At 49.9% G+C, this 16,090-nt stretch carries 14 protein-coding genes; 10 read left to right on the forward strand and 4 right to left on the reverse strand.

Annotated elements, in window-relative coordinates:
• The first annotated feature begins 32 nt into the window (after nucleotides 1-32).
• Nucleotides 33-296, forward strand: coding sequence for an HPr family phosphocarrier protein (locus C7R93_RS14850; RefSeq protein WP_106839542.1), 264 nt, complete (start codon nucleotides 33-35; stop codon nucleotides 294-296).
• 65 nt (nucleotides 297-361) lie between these two features.
• Here C7R93_RS14850 and C7R93_RS14855 read toward each other — a convergent pair whose 3' ends face one another.
• Both C7R93_RS14855 and C7R93_RS14860 read right to left on the reverse strand, forming a co-directional pair.
• On the reverse strand, nucleotides 362-2,515 hold the full coding sequence (locus C7R93_RS14855) for a sensor histidine kinase (RefSeq protein WP_106839543.1): 2,154 nt from the start codon (nucleotides 2,513-2,515) through the stop codon (nucleotides 362-364).
• Nucleotides 2,493-3,185: a response regulator transcription factor gene (locus C7R93_RS14860; RefSeq protein WP_106839544.1), complete on the reverse strand. Its 693-nt coding sequence runs from the start codon at nucleotides 3,183-3,185 to the stop codon at nucleotides 2,493-2,495. The genes C7R93_RS14855 and C7R93_RS14860 overlap by 23 nt, the downstream gene beginning before the upstream one ends.
• A gap of 174 nt (nucleotides 3,186-3,359) precedes the next feature.
• Here C7R93_RS14860 and C7R93_RS14865 point away from each other — a divergent pair, with 174 nt between their 5' ends.
• Together C7R93_RS14865 and C7R93_RS14870 are read left to right on the forward strand one after the other, a co-directional pair.
• Nucleotides 3,360-3,980, forward strand: a complete 621-nt coding sequence (locus C7R93_RS14865; RefSeq protein WP_208637828.1) for a class I SAM-dependent methyltransferase — start codon at nucleotides 3,360-3,362, stop codon at nucleotides 3,978-3,980.
• Nucleotides 3,981-3,998: 18 nt separating this feature from the next.
• Nucleotides 3,999-5,738: a DEAD/DEAH box helicase gene (locus C7R93_RS14870; protein ID WP_106839546.1), complete on the forward strand. Its 1,740-nt coding sequence runs from the start codon at nucleotides 3,999-4,001 to the stop codon at nucleotides 5,736-5,738.
• A gap of 55 nt (nucleotides 5,739-5,793) precedes the next feature.
• On the opposite strand, the gene C7R93_RS14875 is transcribed toward C7R93_RS14870, so the two are convergent.
• On the reverse strand, nucleotides 5,794-6,135 hold the full coding sequence (locus C7R93_RS14875; RefSeq protein WP_106839547.1) for a DUF779 domain-containing protein: 342 nt from the start codon (nucleotides 6,133-6,135) through the stop codon (nucleotides 5,794-5,796).
• 3 nt (nucleotides 6,136-6,138) lie between these two features.
• Nucleotides 6,139-7,659: an aldehyde dehydrogenase gene (gene adh / locus C7R93_RS14880; RefSeq protein WP_106839548.1), complete on the reverse strand. Its 1,521-nt coding sequence runs from the start codon at nucleotides 7,657-7,659 to the stop codon at nucleotides 6,139-6,141.
• 244 nt (nucleotides 7,660-7,903) lie between these two features.
• Here adh and C7R93_RS14885 point away from each other — a divergent pair, with 244 nt between their 5' ends.
• The 7 genes from C7R93_RS14885 to C7R93_RS14915 all read left to right on the forward strand — a co-directional run bounded on the left by C7R93_RS14885 (nucleotide 7,904) and on the right by C7R93_RS14915 (nucleotide 16,074).
• Nucleotides 7,904-9,637: a sigma-54-dependent Fis family transcriptional regulator gene (locus C7R93_RS14885; protein WP_106839549.1), complete on the forward strand. Its 1,734-nt coding sequence runs from the start codon at nucleotides 7,904-7,906 to the stop codon at nucleotides 9,635-9,637.
• Between the two features lie 219 nt (nucleotides 9,638-9,856).
• A complete protein-coding gene (locus tag C7R93_RS14890; RefSeq protein ID WP_106839550.1) occupies nucleotides 9,857-10,933 on the forward strand; it encodes a tartrate dehydrogenase in 1,077 nt (358 codons plus the stop codon).
• 19 nt (nucleotides 10,934-10,952) lie between these two features.
• Nucleotides 10,953-12,377 carry an aldehyde dehydrogenase family protein gene (locus tag C7R93_RS14895; RefSeq protein WP_106839551.1) on the forward strand — a complete coding sequence of 475 codons (1,425 nt, stop codon included), beginning with the start codon at nucleotides 10,953-10,955 and terminating at the stop codon, nucleotides 12,375-12,377.
• Entirely contained in the window at nucleotides 12,374-13,144 is a 771-nt protein-coding gene (locus C7R93_RS14900; protein WP_106839552.1) for an SDR family oxidoreductase, read from the forward strand. Before C7R93_RS14895 ends, C7R93_RS14900 begins: the two co-directional genes overlap by 4 nt.
• A 60-nt stretch (nucleotides 13,145-13,204) precedes the next feature.
• Nucleotides 13,205-14,260 carry a TRAP transporter substrate-binding protein gene (locus tag C7R93_RS14905; protein WP_106839553.1) on the forward strand — a complete coding sequence of 352 codons (1,056 nt, stop codon included), beginning with the start codon at nucleotides 13,205-13,207 and terminating at the stop codon, nucleotides 14,258-14,260.
• A gap of 64 nt (nucleotides 14,261-14,324) precedes the next feature.
• A complete protein-coding gene (locus tag C7R93_RS14910) occupies nucleotides 14,325-14,792 on the forward strand; it encodes a TRAP transporter small permease (protein WP_106839554.1) in 468 nt (155 codons plus the stop codon).
• Nucleotides 14,793-14,799: 7 nt separating this feature from the next.
• Nucleotides 14,800-16,074 carry a TRAP transporter large permease gene (locus C7R93_RS14915; RefSeq protein ID WP_106839555.1) on the forward strand — a complete coding sequence of 425 codons (1,275 nt, stop codon included), beginning with the start codon at nucleotides 14,800-14,802 and terminating at the stop codon, nucleotides 16,072-16,074.
• Nucleotides 16,075-16,090: the final 16 nt, after the last annotated feature.

Here is a 16,090-nt window from a genome sequence, read left to right on the forward strand (position 1 = left end):
GTTAAGCACAAGGACAGGAAGGGAGGCGTGAAATGATCCGTATTAATCTTGAAGTAGCCGTGAGTGGAGGTCTCCATGCTCGCCCTGCTTCTGTCTTGGTGAACCTGCTCAATCAATACAGCTCGTCGGTTAAGATGATTTATAACGACAAGCAGGCCAACGGCAAAAGTATCCTCAGCGTAATGGCTCTGGGAGCCAAGACCGGAGATGAAATTATGTTTGAGGTGGAGGGGGCTGACGAGCAAGAGGTGGCTACCAGTATTGAGTCACTATTTGAAAGGAATTTTGCCATCTAACAGGGTGAAAACCACGTAATAAAGCCAGTGCCTAACGAACGGGCACTGGCTTTCCTATTTGATACTTAAACGTGCTTGCGAAATACCACAATGACTTTGAAGTAATCGCCATCAATGTCGATCGACAGCCTGCCGCCTTGCAATTCTACGATGCTTTTTGCGATAGCCAAGCCGAGGCCAGAGCCTTCGGTATGACGGGATTGATCGGCGCGTTTAAAACGTTCAAAAAGCTCTTGGGCATCAAAGTCGATCTCGTAGGCGGAGACGTTTTTGAACGTCAGGATGACATCGTCGTGCGTCTCTGCCAAATGGATCAGAACTCGCGTATTCGGCATGGAATATTTCAGGGCGTTGCCGATCAGATTTTCAAATACGCGCCACGTTTTCTTGCCATCCAGAGGGGCGACAATCTTTGGTTGCTCCGTCGTTACGCGGAAGGTGAGCGTCGACTGCTCGATTTTGTCACTGAATTCTGCAATGGATTGGTTGAGCAGGGAGGCTACATTCACTTGCTCGATATTCAGTTCCACCGCGCCGCTGGACATTTTAGCTGCGTCAAACAGGTCATCGATGAGGACGCGCAGTCGATCTGATTTTCGATCCAAGACATCGATGTAGTCCTTGCGTTGCTCTGGTGTCAAGTTCTCTTGTTTGAGCAGGGTAACGTAGTTGATAATCGACGTCAGCGGTGTTTTCAAATCATGGGAAACATTCGTGATCAATTCCGATTTCATGCGCTCGCTCTTCATTTGCTCTTCCACCGCGTTCTTGAGTCCCTTTGTGATGTTGTTGAGCGAGTGAGCGAGATCAGATAACTTCCCTTTTTTCACCTTCTGAATGGTAACGTTCATATTGCCGTTAGCCATTTCAGAGGCTCCGTGCATGATGCGGTTCATCAGTCCCAAACGGCGTAGGGTGTATGGGAAAACGACGACCATGTAGAACATGCCATATAAGAAGCTAAAAAACAGTAAGGCGCCAGCGCGTTCGACTAGCCCGACGAATCCAAAACCGATACTCATCCCAAACATGACAGTCAGGATGAACAAGGTGGATATTTTAAAGAACATACCGCGATTGGCGTAGCTTTCTTGAAGAAGGACACGTTGTCTAGCGAAGATACTCTTTTGCCACTGCTGTGTAAATCTCTCGGGTTGGTTGTACATAAGCCATGCCTCCATAAATTGTAGAAGCAGGTAAGCAGTGAACAACGAAACGAACGCCAGGGTAAAGAAATGCTCACCATCAATTGGCAAGAAGAAGAAACGCAGGTTAGCTATCATAATCAAATACATATTTCCGAGCACGAACACTAGCACCATTCGAATATCTAGCGGGATATGGCGGAACAGAGCCAGGCTTTTCGCTACAAGGGGTACTTCCGACACTTTGCTTACTGGCAGGTACCAGCAACAGAGTGCAATGAGAAGGAGAGTGCCTCCGAGCAGGACAAATTCGGCAATGAGCCGATCACGAATGGAATCATAGTAAAGGGCATCTGTATGGACCTGACTATATCCGCCTGGTTCTTTTGGGACATAGAAGATACCGCTCAATTGATTCAGTTGATAAGTGCGGTTGATACTCTCTAAATCTCCGTTGGTATTAGGGAGATTGATTGTGTGACGCGCATATCGGGCCAGTTCCCAATCTGTAGGTTCTTGAGGGAGGTTGGTGTAAACTTTGTTGTTTTTTGTATCGGTGACATAGTATTTGAAGGAGCCGCTCCGTAGTGTAAGACTGTTTTTACGTTCCTCGTACTCGGCATCCCTTTCGGCGATTCTTTGGTCTACTCGCTCTTGATAATTAGAGGTTTCTCTCGCAATTTCTTCTTGCAAGTTTTGTGAAAACTCTTCGGTTAATCTGGTGACTCTCTCATTGTCACCATTTCTTTTTGCTTCTTCGATCGTATCTGACAGTTTATTATTTTCCTTAATCGACCGGAGGTTTTCCTCATGCTCTTTTTTGAACTGATTCGCTGTCCTCTCGTCGAGCTTTCCTGGGATGTAGCTTGCATAATCTACATGAACGTTTTTCACCAGCTCGGCAAAAGTCTCTAATTCACGATTAAATCCTGAGCTTTGAAAGTAATTATCCTCTTGGAGATTCTCGCGCTTATGGTACAGATCGGCCATGGTCAGGAGAGCGAGCGAAATACTCACGATCATAACAACCAGCACGGGCACCGCAAAGCGTTTATTTTTCGATTTTGTATCCAATTCCCCATACCACCTTCAAATATTTTGGTTCCTTCGGGTTGATCTCTATTTTTTCCCGAATGCGTCTCACGTGGACGGCCACCGTGTTTTCCGCGTTCATATAAGGCTCTCTCCAGACCCGTTCATAAATTTCCTCGATCGAAAACACCCGGCCCTTATTTTCCATTAACAGCTCCAAGATTTTGTACTCGGTAGCAGTCAGGCGAACCTCGTTACCGTCAATCGCTACATTTTTTGTGCTTTTGTTCAAGGTCAAGCCGCGTACCTGAATCTCATCTTCTGTCATTTGAGCGCTTCCCAGATTGGTAAATCGTCTTAACTGAGATTTGACCCTGGCGATGAGCTCCAAGGGATTAAAGGGCTTCGTCACATAGTCATCGGCACCGATGTTGAGCCCGAGGATTTTATCGGTATCCTCTGATTTGGCAGAGAGCATGATGATCGGGATGTTTTTTTTCTGCCGAATTTGAAAGGTGGCGGTCATTCCGTCCATTTTTGGCATCATGATGTCCATCAGGATGAGGTGGATCTCTTCATTCTCCAGCACTTCCAATGCTTCCAGTCCATTGCTCGCCTGGAATACGGTCATGGATTCATTTTTGAGATAGATTTCGATTGCGTCGCGGATTTCAGCCTCGTCGTCGACTACGAGAACTTGATATTTGGTCATGATTCGTCCCACCTTATGAATGCATTCATGGTACTATCTTAACGCCCAGCTCTAACAAAACAGTAATGAAATGTCTTACAAATTTCTTAATAAACCAAGTTCAGGAAAGGCTAGTTGATAGGATCAAGCCGAGAAATAAGGTAAGATGTGAGGAAGAATACTAGAAAATTGGTGATGGCTTTGCTGGAATGGACCGGGGAGAGAATTATCCCCAAGCTGTTAAAACCTACGAACGGCATGCTGCTGGAGCATATAGCCAGATATTATTTTGCGGCACCCTATGTAAAAGGTCGAGTGCTGGATATCGCTTGCGGTACCGGCTACGGATGTCATATGATCGCAAAGGATCGAAAACGAGAGCTGACGGAATTGATCGGAGTCGACAACGACGAGGCGACGATCTATTACGCCAATCGGGAATACAACCATCAAAAGATTACGTATCAGCAGGGTGACGCTCTTGATCCGGCGCTTCCTGAGCAATTGGGGTTGTTTGATACGATTTTGAGCTTTGAGACCATTGAGCATGTCGCAGATGATTTGCTGTTTATGGATAACTTGTACCGAATGCTTGCGCCAGGTGGTACGCTCGTACTGTCCAGTCCATTTGGCAGAGGGCGGGGCAAAGAGACGAGTGAGCCCTTCCATGTTCATCAATTGACGCAAGAAGAGTTCGCGGAGCTGTTTGTACGCTATTCCGAAGTGGATATGTATTATCAGAGAGGCGTTACGTTTGAAAAAACACCTCGCGATGGCGTGCGATACTTTATCGGCATGGCAGTTTGTACGAAATAATAACGGATCGATTTATGAATGGAGATGGCGAAACTGACTGATTTTTTGAGATTGGGAATACATAAGGAACTGATAGATGCTCTGCAAGCAAACGGGATTACCGAGCCTACACCGATTCAGGAAAAAGCAATTCCTGTTGTGCTGGAAGGAAAAGATGTCATCGCGCAAGCACAGACGGGAACCGGGAAGACACTCGCATTTGTCCTGCCGATCTTGGAAAAAGCGGATCCACAAGCGACGCATGTTCAGGCGTTGATTCTTACCCCTACGCGGGAGCTTGCCTTGCAAATTACGGCAGAGGTAAAGAAGCTGACGGAAAAGCTGGAAGACATCCAAGTACTCGCAGTTTATGGTGGACAAGATGTCAATCAGCAACTGAGAAAGCTGGCAAGAAAAATACAGGTGGTCATCGCGACACCGGGACGTTTGCTGGATCATCTGCGAAGAGGGACGATCGATTTATCGCAAGTTTCGATGTTTGTCCTGGATGAGGCGGATCAAATGCTTCATATGGGTTTTTTGCCTGAGGTAGAAGATATTATGGCAAATACGCCTTTTGAAAAACAGACCTTGCTGTTTTCGGCCACCATGTCAGAGCAGGTGCAAGCACTTGCGAAGCGCTTTATGCAAAAGCCGGAAAATATCAAAGTTCAAGGCAAACGTATCACATTAGAGGACATTCGCCAAATTGCGGTAGAGACGACAGACCGAGCGAAGCAAGCGACGTTGCGCAGTCTGCTTGATGAAGTACGGCCGTTTCTCGCGGTGATCTTTTGCCGAACGAAGCGTAGAGCTAGTACGTTGAATGCTGCTCTGCAAGGTTTGGACTATATGTCTGACGAATTGCACGGCGATTTGTCACAGGCGAAGCGCGAGGATGTCATGAAGCGTTTCCGCGAAGCCAGGATTCAATACTTGGTTGCGACAGATGTAGCAGCGCGCGGGCTTGATGTAGAGGGAGTCACGCATGTTTTCAATTACGACATTCCAGAAGATGTAGACAGTTATATACACCGGATCGGCAGAACGGGGCGAGCCAAGGAAAAAGGAACGGCTTTCACGTTGGTGGCGGGGAAGGATTGGGGGCAACTCAGGGAGATTGAAGAAGGGATCAATCTGTCTCTGGAGCGGCGTGAAATGGATCGCGGGGAATCGGATGATCAGAAGAAACAGACGCGACAGCAAAGGTCTGAGACAGGGCGGGCCAAGAAGGATGATCGCCGCGGGGACAAGCAGGGCAGAGGCAAAGGAAAGCCAGCTGAGCGAAGACAGCAAGGCTCTGGAGAACGCCGGAGAGATGGGGAAGGGCGTCAAGAAAAGGATCGCGGATTCGAGCGCAATCCGAAGGAACGGGACCGAGCAGTAGGCGGATTCGAGCGTAAGCCGAAGGACGGTAACCGAGCAGCAGGTGGTTTTGATCGCAAGCCGAAGGATGGTAGCCGAGCAACAGGTGGATTTGATCGCAAGCCGAAGGACGGTAACCGAGCAGCAGGTGGTTTTGATCGTAAGCCGAAGGACGGTAACCGAACAGCAGGTGGTTTTGATCGCAAGCCGAAGGACGGTAACCGAGCAGCAGGTGGTTTTGATCGCAAGCCGAAGGACGGTAGCCGAGCAGCAGGTGGATTTGATCGCAAGTCGAGTGGCTCTGGCAAGAAGCAAGTGGCTGCACCACGCAGCTCGGCTCGCCCGAATGCAACACCAGGCAAACGGACAAGTCCTGCTCCTGCAAAACGTACTTCTCGCAAAAAGTCCAGATAAAATACGAGCAAAAAAGACCGTTCCCGCCAGCAAAAGGCAGGAGCGGTCTTTCTTTTTATGATTCGGGAAATACTCGTGAGCGTGTGAGAAAACGTACCCCCTCAGGTCCTTCCAGCGAAAACATTCCGCCCCGCCCATTTACAACGTCAATGATGAGCTGCGTATGCTTCCAATACTCATATTGCGCTTTGCCCATGTAGAACGGACAGCCACCGATCTCGCCCAACAGGACGTCCTGCTCACCCACGAGAAATTCTCCGAGCGGGTAACACATGGGGGAGCTGCCATCGCAGCAGCCCCCTGATTGGTGAAACATCAGGTCACCGTGTTTGGTCCGCAGCCGTTCGATTAACGCTAGTGTAGCATTTGTCGCGAGCACTTTTTCTGGCTGGCTCATTGATCAAAAGAAGCCCAGAGCTTGATCGCTGTAGCTGACCAGTAGGTTTTTCGTTTGTTGGTAGTGGGACAGCATCATTTTGTGGTTCTCACGGCCGATACCGGACATTTTGTAGCCGCCAAACGCTGCGTGAGCTGGGTAAGCGTGGTAGCAGTTGGTCCAGACGCGGCCAGCCTGAATTTCGCGACCCATACGGTAAGCGGTATTCATGTCGCGGGTCCAGACACCAGAGCCCAAGCCGTACAACGTATCATTTGCCATTGCGAGTGCTTCTTCCGTATCCTTGAAGGTCGTTACGGAGACGACCGGACCGAAGATTTCTTCTTGGAAGATACGCATTTTGTTGTGCCCTTTAAAGACGGTTGGCTGGATGTAGTAGCCGCCCTCGAGATCGCCTGCAAGCTGTGCACGAGAGCCGCCAATCAGGCATTCTGCGCCTTCTTGTTTGCCGATATCGAGGTAGGAGAGGATTTTTTCTACTTGCTCTAAGGAAGCCTGTGCGCCGATCATTATATCCGTATCGAGCGGATTTCCTTGTTTGATATTGGCTACGCGTTGCAGGGCACGCTCCATGAATTGGTCGTAAATGCTTTCGTGGATGAGCGCACGGGATGGGCACGTGCAAACCTCGCCTTGGTTGAGCGCAAACAGTACGAATCCTTCAATCGCTTTGTTAAAGAAGGCGTCGTCTTTTGCAGCCACATCCGGGAAGAAGATGTTTGGCGATTTTCCGCCCAGCTCCAGCGTCACCGGAATGATATTTTGGGAAGCGTATTGCATGATCAAGCGGCCTGTCGTCGTTTCACCCGTAAAGGCGATTTTCGCGATGCGGTTGCTTGAAGCGAGAGGCTTACCCGCTTCCAGACCGAACCCGTTGACCACGTTGACGACGCCAGGAGGAAGCAGGTCACCGATCAGTTCCATCAACACCATGATGGAAGCTGGTGTTTGCTCCGCTGGCTTGAGGACGACGCAGTTGCCCGCAGCCAAGGCAGGAGCCAGCTTCCATGTAGCCATGAGGAGCGGGAAGTTCCAAGGAATAATTTGACCAACGACACCGAGCGGCTCATGGAAATGGTAAGCGACCGTATCGTTATCGATTTCAGCGAGTGTACTTTCTTGCGCGCGGATTGCTCCAGCGAAGTAACGGAAATGGTCAATCGCCAGCGGGATATCGGCCGCGAGCGTTTCACGAACGGGCTTGCCGTTTTCCCATGTCTCTGCGTTTGCCAGCATCTCCAGATTTGCTTCCATCCGATCCGCAATTTTCAACAAAATATTCGCGCGTTGTGCAACAGAGGTACGACCCCACGCGTCTTTTGCCTCATGGGCAGCGTCCAGTGCCAGCTCAATATCGTCGGCTGTCGAGCGGGCTACCTCGCAAAAGACCTTGCCTGTTACAGGTGAAACGTTTTCGAAATACTCACCTTTTACTGGCGGAACCCAATTACCCCCGATGTAGTTTTCATAACGATTTTTGAAAGTCACCTTGGAACCGGTTTGGCCGGGCTGAGCATAGATCATTGCGAGCGCCTCCTCATTTATCACGTATTTCTTTACAGCCCTCTCTAAAAGCAAGTCTCGTACCAACGTGAAAAAGCTCGAAATGACAGAGTTTTCTTGAATAGATGAGGACAGAAATTGTTCCATAATGGATCATGTCGTGTTCCGTATTGGGACAAATGTGCTCCTGTTCGACTGGTTTTTTCTATGAATCAGGCTCTCATGTTATACTGAGAGGGAATGATTTTTGGGGGAGGGAATCGTGTTGTCGACGATTGTCCAGCAATCTTGGAAGCGCTGTCAGGAATCGAACCTCAAGGTTACGGAGAAGGCCAATGACCAAATCATTTCTGCCCGACGAATCAAAGAAATCATTCAGGATAATCACCCTCTGATTCATGAGAGTCTCCCGCTTTTTAACAAGCTTGCGCCCTTTTTGTTATCGACAGAGCACATAGCGCTCTTGTCTGACCGGGAAGGAAATATTATTCAAACGATCGGGGACCCAGTCTTCGCCAACCAGGCACAAAAAGTACAGCTGCAAATCGGAGCGAACTGGACAGAAGATTACAAAGGAACCAATGCTATTGGGACAGCACTGATCGCACAACAGCCGATTCAGGTACAGGGAGAGCAACACTACTTCTTGGAAAATCGCTTTCTTACATGCTCAGCGGCACCTGTTTTTTCACCTGCGGGTGAGCTGTTGGGCATCATTGATATTAGTACGCGTAAAGAATATTCCCATCCGTTTGCCCTAACAATTGCTTGCATGATCGCAGAGGCACTGCAAAACCGCTTTTTGTTATCAGATGCTGAGCGCGTGATTGCATTACCAACATCATCATACTTAGGAGATGGTCGAGGAAAGCTGGCACTCGTGGGTTTGGATCGGGACGAGCGTATCGTGGGCCTAAATGAGGCAGCGCAACAGCAGCTCGGAGCGGAAGTCTTGGGAGCAAGAGTAAGTGCGGAGCAAGAGCGTGCCAGCCGTAATGTGAAAGATCATCGCCCGCGGTTTTGGTCTACGGCACCCAAAGTACAGCTGAAGCCGTTTCCGCGTCTAGCAGGTTCTTGCCCGCTCTTCTTGCAGGCAAAGATGCTCGGACAAAAGGCGGCGCAGGTAGATTTTCCTGTGATCATTTTGGGGGAAAGCGGTACGGGAAAAGAGCTGTTCGCTCAAATGGTCCATGAGACAGGTCCGCGCGCGCATGAGCCTTTTATCGCAGTGAACTGCAGTTCAATTCCAGAAAATTTGATTGAGAGCGAATTGTTCGGATATGAAAGCGGGTCATTCACAGGGGCACATCGGGAAGGCAGAATCGGAAAGTTTGAAGCGGCGAAAAAAGGCACGATCTTTTTGGATGAAATCGGGGATATGTCTTTGCGTGCGCAAGCGGCCCTTCTGCGCGTTTTGCAGGAAAAGATCGTCACCCCGGTGGGGAGCAATCAATCCCGCCCTATTTATGCGCGGATCATTGCTGCTACGCATCGCAACCTGCCAGAGGAGATCAAGGCGGGACGTTTTCGGGCGGATCTGTACTACCGGCTCAAAGGAGTCTCTATTCATTTGCCGTCGTTGAAAAAGCGCAGTGATATCATCCAACTGGCGGAGCATTTATTGCAGCAGATCGACACAGAACAACCGTACATACTGACCACCGAGGCAAAGGATAAGCTGTGTGCTTATTCGTGGCCGGGCAATATCCGGGAACTGCAAGGAGTGCTGATTCAAGCAGTCTTTTTGGCAGAGGGGAGTAGCATTGATTGCGATCACATCCAACTGGAGGGATTGATGGACACTGATTCGCCTGAGCCCTCGGATCATGCTGTTCCTTCACTGCGTGAAACAGAGAGAAAAGCGATCAAAAACGCACTGGAGAAAAGTGGCGGTAATGTCAGCAAAGCAGCCAAAATGCTGCAAATCGGTCGAAATACCTTGTACCGCAAAATAGAAGAATACCAGATTGGGGCACCGATCCATCAGGAAGAGCCATGAATGATGAAACGGGGTAGCTTGGCGTGAACAAATGTTGCAATGCGTGTTGCAACATTTTGTTGCGTTGTTTTGCAATGTCACCAGACGAGTGATGCATGGAGAGGAACGGAAGTAAGACTTTTATCCGGTCAGTGTGCACGATACGTAGCTTGGCATTAATCATGCAAGTGGATAGTGTTATATAAAGTCAAAAAATTTAGATTTTTAGGAGGGAGACTGTTGCTTCACTATTCCATTGCAGTTATTCCAGGAGACGGAATCGGTCCCGAGGTCATGGAAGAGGGCCTGAAGGTGTTAGGAGCCATAGAAGAGAGTCACGGCGGTATTCGGTTTGCTCGTGATGTCATGGATTGGAACTGTAGCTACTATCTCCAACACGGCAAAATGATGCCGGAGAATGGACTATCTATTTTAAAAGACTATGATTTGATTTTGCTTGGTGCGATTGGTGCGCCCGAGGTTCCTGACCATGTCTCTGTGTGGGAATTGATTTTGCCGATCCGCCGGGCATTCCAGCAGTATGTGAACCTTCGCCCGGTCAAGCTGCTCAAAGGTCTGGAAAGCCCTCTTCGCTATAAGGGGCACGCCGATCTCGATTTCGTCGTGGTGCGAGAGAATACAGAGGGTGAGTACTCCAATATGGGCGGGCGCATGCATCAGGGTACACCGTACGAAATGGCGGTGCAAAACAACGTATTTACCCGGTACGGCACAGAGCGCATCCTCAAATACGCTTACTCACTGGCGGAAAAACGTTCGAAAAAGAGCGTGACGGCTGCTACGAAGTCCAACGGCATCAACCATTCCATGCCGTTCTGGGATGAGATCGTCAAGGAGGTCAGTAAAGAGTATCCAGAGATACAGACGAATCTGTATCATATCGACGCACTTGCTGCCTATTTCATCACGCGACCAGAAACGTTTGACGTCGTTGTCGCAAGCAACTTGTTTGGGGACATTTTGACTGATCTCGGGGCGGCGATAGTCGGTGGTTTGGGCTTGGCTCCTTCCGCGAACATCAATCCGGAACGCACGTATCCGTCGATGTTTGAGCCGATTCACGGATCTGCGCCAGATATCGCGGGCAAAGGCATCGCCAATCCGATCGCACAAGTATGGAGCCTCGCCATGATGATGGATCATCTCGATTTGCCAGAGCTCAGTGCTGTCATTATGAACGCCATCGAAAACGTGTTGCAAGATGGCAAGGTGCTCACTCCCGATCTCGGGGGGACGGCGACCACAAAAGAATTGGGAGACGAAATCGTTCGCCACATATATCAAGGAGCCAGATAAATAAAGGGAGGAAGAGGACATGGAAGCGAGATCGTATGATTTGTATATCGGCGGAGAATGGGTGAAAACCGAGAGCTACATTCCCGTCCTGCACAAATATACAGGCGAGTGCATTGCGCGTATTTCCAAGGCCTGCCAGCAGCATGTAACAGAAGCGGTGGAAGCTGCGTGGGAGACGTTTAAAGCAGACAAATTGACTCCTTTTCAACGCTATAAAATCTTGTTGAAAGCCTCTGAACTGATGGAGGAGCGCAGGGATGAGATGGAGCGATCCTTGATTCGCGAAGTGGGCAAAACGCGCAAGGACGCGATGAATGAGCTGGATCGGACGATTAATACGCTGCGCTTGTCGGCAGAGGAAGCCAAGAAAATTCATGGAGAAATGATCCCGCTGCAAGCAACAGAAGGCTCTGAAAACCGTCTGGGCTTTACCATTCGGGTGCCAAAGGGAGTGATTGGTGCCATTACGCCGTTTAACTATCCTTTGCTGCTCAGCACGCACAAGATCGCGCCAGCGCTGGCAGCAGGAAATACACTAGTGCTCAAGCCGGCAACGGTGACGCCGATTGCAACTTTTCTATTGGTAGAGATTTTGGAGGAAGCGGGCTTGCCAAAAGGCTATGTAAATATCGTGACGGGGGCAGGCAGTCAGGTAGGGGAATGGCTGCTGGATGAAGAGCGCATCGCCATGTACACCTTTACCGGGTCAGGAGAAGTCGGTCGCCACATCAAGGAGCGAAGTGGCATGCGTCCCGTTGCGCTGGAGCTGGGCAACAACTCTCCCAATATCGTACACCTCGATGCAGATTTGGAGCTGGCAGCCCGTCAAACAGCCGCCCGCAGCTTTCACAATGCTGGTCAGGCGTGCATTGCTGTCCAGCGTATTTACGTGCATGAATCGGTAATGCAGGCGTTCAGTGACCTGTATATCTCGCATGTCCATCAATTGAAGGTAGGGAACCCGGAAGACCCGGAGACGGATGTAGGACCGATGATCAGTGAAAAAGAAGCGAGCCGTACAGAGGAATGGGTACAGGAAGCGATTAGCCAAGGGGCAAGGTCGCTCTTGCCTGTCAAACGGGAAGGGGCTCTCTTCTATCCGGCTGTGTTGGTGGATACAAGGCCAGAGATGAAGGTGGTTTGCCGGGAAGTGTTCGCGCCCGTCGTCACGATCATTCCGTACAGTGATCTTGAAGATGCTTTTACACAAGCCAATGATTCGGAGTACGGCTTGCAGGCGGGGATTTTTACCCGTGATTTGAACATTGCGATGAAAGCGGCACGCGTGCTGGAATACGGTGGCGTGGTGATCAACGACGTATCGACCTATCGCAATGACGTCATGCCATACGGCGGAGTCAAAAACAGCGGACTGGGCAAGGAAGGCCCGCGTTACGCGGTGGAAGAGATGACGGAAGAGCGAATGGTGGTGATCAACCTATGAGCGGGCAACTTTTGCAAGGAAAAACGGCGATTGTAACAGGGGCCGCGTCAGGAATGGGCAAGGCCATTGCGAAGCTTTTTGCGGACGAGGGAGCCAACGTCATCCTGGCTGATTTGAACAAAGAGGCGGCAGTAGCGGTCGCTCAAGAGCTGCCAAAAGGTAAAGGTCATGCGGTGCAAACGGATGTGGCAGATGATCAGAGCGTCGTTGCACTCGTGAAGGAAACGCTCGAAGCTTATGGTTCGATAGATGTCCTGGTCAACTGCGCGGGTGTTCCCCAAGCATTTACACCCATTGAGGAGCTGACCTTGGAGCAGTGGGATCGGATCATGTCTGTGAACACGAAGTCGATTTTTTTGACGACAAGGCATGCGGTTCCCCACATGAAGGAGAAGGGGAAAGGCAGCATCATCAACATCGCTTCGATTGCCGGGATCAGAGCCCGTCCGGGGCTGAATGCGTACTGCGCGTCCAAGGGTGCCGCTATCATGTTGAGCAAGGCACTGGCGATTGAGCTCGCCCCTTTTCAAATCCGGGTCAATGTCATCAATCCAGGACCGGCAGAGACACCGATGCTGGGTAAGTTTATCAATGGAGATGAAGCCGAAGTAGAGGCCGGGAAAAAAGATATTTTCATCAACAGTGTTCCATTAGGCATGTTGATTCAGCCGGAAGATATCGCGCAGGCAGCTCTCTATTTGGCTTCTGACCTATCCAAAATTGTCACGGGTGAGGTCATGAATGTAGACGGTGGCAGAGGGATTTAGTAAAATGAACTAAATTTTCATATTATTTAAAAAAAAAGGAACAACAGGGGGTACTATCGCATGTTTCGGAAGAAGTGGAGCTTCGTGCTAGCTAGCATCATGTCTGTGTCTTTATTTCTGGCGGCGTGCGGAGGAGGAGGCGGTCAACAGACTGCCCCGCCTGCGGGACAAGCTGGGGGGACAGAAGCACCGAAAAGTGACGGCCAAAGCTATGTGTTCAAAGCAGGGCATTCGCTGACGGAGGATCACCCATACCATTTGGCATTGAAAAAAATGGCTGAGGATGTCGACAAGCGCTCAAACGGAAAAGTGAAAATCGAAGTGTATCCGCTGAGCCAGCTAGGAGCGGAGCGTGAATTGACAGAGGCGCTGACCTTTGGAACGGCGGATATGTCGATTACCTCGACTGCGCCTGTGATGAACTTCCATCCGAAGCTGGGCGTGTTGGATCTCCCGTTCTTGTTTGATAGTCGTGAGCAGGCGTACAAGTTACTCGACGGACAAGTCGGGCAGGACATTCTCAAGGATTTGGAAAACGCCAATCTGGTCGGGCTGGCGTGGGCTGAAAACGGCTTCCGCCATATTACGAACGGTTCGAAGGTGATCAAGAAGCCAGAGGATGTGGCTGGGCTAAAGATACGGACGCAGGAAAATCCGATCCATCTGGCTGCATTCGAAGCATTGGGAGCGAAGCCGACGCCAATGGCTTGGACAGAAGCGCTGACGGCGCTGCAACAAGGAGTCGTCGATGCCCAGGAAAATCCGGCGATTGTCGCACAGACCTACAAGTTATATGAATCAAAGCAAACGCAAATGGCCTTGACCGGGCATGTCTACTCAGCGGCAATGATCTTGTTCAGCAAGCCTGTATGGGATAAGCTCCCGGCAGATGTCCAGCAGCTTCTTGCCGAAGAAGCCAAAAAAGCGGGTCAGTACGAGCGTGAGTTGATGATCAAGATGGAAGAAGAGGCAATCTCCAATATCAAAGCAAAAGGGGTAGTCATTACCGAGGACGTTGATAAGCAAGCTTTCCGCGATGCGATGAAGCCTGTTTATGATAAGTTTTCCGGTCAGTTTGGCAAAGAGCTGGTGGATCAAATTGTGAATACGAAATAAACGGCAGAAGGGAGACGAGCCACTCTGGCTTTTCTCCCCTTTTTCCTGCGAAAGGAGATTATGTGTGGGCAACCTTGTTTCCAAAGTAAACAGCATCCTTCGTTTTTTCATCATTGCTCTTCTGGCTATTATGGTGATCGCTGTCTTCTTGCAGGTGCTATTCCGTTTTTTGCTCGACCAGCCCTTGGCCTGGACGGAGGAATTGGCTCGGTATCTGCTAATCTGGATCACGTTTCTGGGATCAGCGTACGCGATGTCGATCAAAGCACACATCGGTACGGAATACATTCAAAAGTACTTGTCGCCTCACATGAACAAGGTGGTGCTGGTTATTGCCGCTTTGTGTAGTTTGATCTTCTTTCTCGTCATGGTTCAGCAAGGCTACTTGTTATCAGCGAGAAGTATGACACAAACCTCACCCACTCTACTCGTTCCCATGGGCTATGTATACATGGTGATTCCAATCAGCGGTGCCTTACTCATCATGAACGTGATCCATGTGACTTGGAAAGACATTACCGGGAAGGAGTGACCAGATTGTGGGTACGATTTTGTTTTTAACACTGTTGGTGCTCCTGATCTTAAACGTACCGATTGGGGTGGCACTGGGGTTATCCGTCGTTGTCGTGTTTATGCTGGAGGGGAACATCCCTCTTCTGGTTGTCATTCAAAAAATGTTCAACGGGACAGATTCCTTCCCACTGATGGCGATCCCGTTCTTCCTCTTGGCAGGAAAGCTGATGGAAACAGGCGGAATCTCGGCCAGGCTGATTCGTTTTGCGAATACGATTGTCGGGAATCTGCCAGGAGGACTGGCTATCGTGGCGGTCATGGGGTGTACCTTTTTTGCAGCGATATCGGGTTCTTCTGCCGCGACAACGGCAGCCGTAGGGGGAATTTTGATCCCGCACATGGTCAAAAAAGGGTATAATGTCCGGTTTTCTGCGGCCTTGCATGCAACAGGCGGAACGATCGGCGTCATGATTCCTCCGAGCGTGCCGATGGTTTTATACGGGGTAGCAGCGAGCGCCTCGATTAGCGACTTGTTTATTGCTGGGATTGGGCCAGGTATTCTCGTGGCGATCTCGCTGATTCTGTACTCGTATTGGATCAGTAAGAAAAACGGCTGGGGTGGCGGAGAGAAGCATACGTCCAAAGAGATATGGGAGGCATTCAAGGACGCCATTTTGGCGATACTCATGCCGATCATTATTCTTGGCGGTATATACGGAGCCATCTTTACTCCGACGGAAGCAGCGGTTGTCGCTGTGATTTACGGTCTCGTTATCGGGCTTTTTGTCTACCGGGAGATCAAGTGGAGGGATTTGGGGGAAATATTCGCGGGCTCTGCCAGTATGACAGCGGTCATTATGCTCATTATCGCGACCGCCAATGCTTTTGGTTATCTGATGACGAGGGAAAATATCCCGCAGGAAATCGCGCAATTCATGCTGGGGATTACCGACAGCACGATCATCACATTGCTCATTATTAACATCTTACTGCTCATTTTGGGGACGTTTATGGAAACGGCGGTTACGATCATTCTCCTGACGCCAATCCTGCTGCCGATCACGAATTCTTTGGGCATTGATCCGGTGCTATTCGGGGTGATCATGGTCGTCAACTCCGCTATCGGTATGCTGACGCCACCAGTTGGGATCAATTTGTTGGTAGCAGGAAATATTGCGAAGCTCCAGAATACGGAGATTGAGCGAGCGGTGATCCCGTTTTTGGTCATCATGATCGTCGATTTGATGCTCATCACCTATATTCCTGAAATCAGCTTATTCCTTGTCAACTTGAGCAAGTAACGGAGGGGGAACCAAC

The sequence above is a fragment of the Brevibacillus fortis genome, from assembly GCF_003013395.1.
Taxonomy (GTDB): domain Bacteria; phylum Bacillota; class Bacilli; order Brevibacillales; family Brevibacillaceae; genus Brevibacillus; species Brevibacillus fortis.

What these genes read in the sequence shown, in the direction of transcription:
- C7R93_RS14900 (WP_106839552.1), top strand. Translation starts at nt 12,374, where the DNA reads ATGAGCGGGCAACTTTTGCAAGGAAAAACGGCGATTGTAACAGGGGCC.
- C7R93_RS14870 (WP_106839546.1), top strand. Translation starts at nt 3,999, where the DNA reads ATGGAGATGGCGAAACTGACTGATTTTTTGAGATTGGGAATACATAAG.
- C7R93_RS14850 (WP_106839542.1), top strand. Translation starts at nt 33, where the DNA reads ATGATCCGTATTAATCTTGAAGTAGCCGTGAGTGGAGGTCTCCATGCT.
- C7R93_RS14875 (WP_106839547.1), bottom strand. Translation starts at nt 6,135, where the DNA reads ATGAGCCAGCCAGAAAAAGTGCTCGCGACAAATGCTACACTAGCGTTA.
- C7R93_RS14905 (WP_106839553.1), top strand. Translation starts at nt 13,205, where the DNA reads ATGTTTCGGAAGAAGTGGAGCTTCGTGCTAGCTAGCATCATGTCTGTG.
- C7R93_RS14865 (WP_208637828.1), top strand. Translation starts at nt 3,360, where the DNA reads ATGGCTTTGCTGGAATGGACCGGGGAGAGAATTATCCCCAAGCTGTTA.
- C7R93_RS14860 (WP_106839544.1), bottom strand. Translation starts at nt 3,185, where the DNA reads ATGACCAAATATCAAGTTCTCGTAGTCGACGACGAGGCTGAAATCCGC.
- adh (WP_106839548.1), bottom strand. Translation starts at nt 7,659, where the DNA reads ATGATCTATGCTCAGCCCGGCCAAACCGGTTCCAAGGTGACTTTCAAA.
- C7R93_RS14895 (WP_106839551.1), top strand. Translation starts at nt 10,953, where the DNA reads ATGGAAGCGAGATCGTATGATTTGTATATCGGCGGAGAATGGGTGAAA.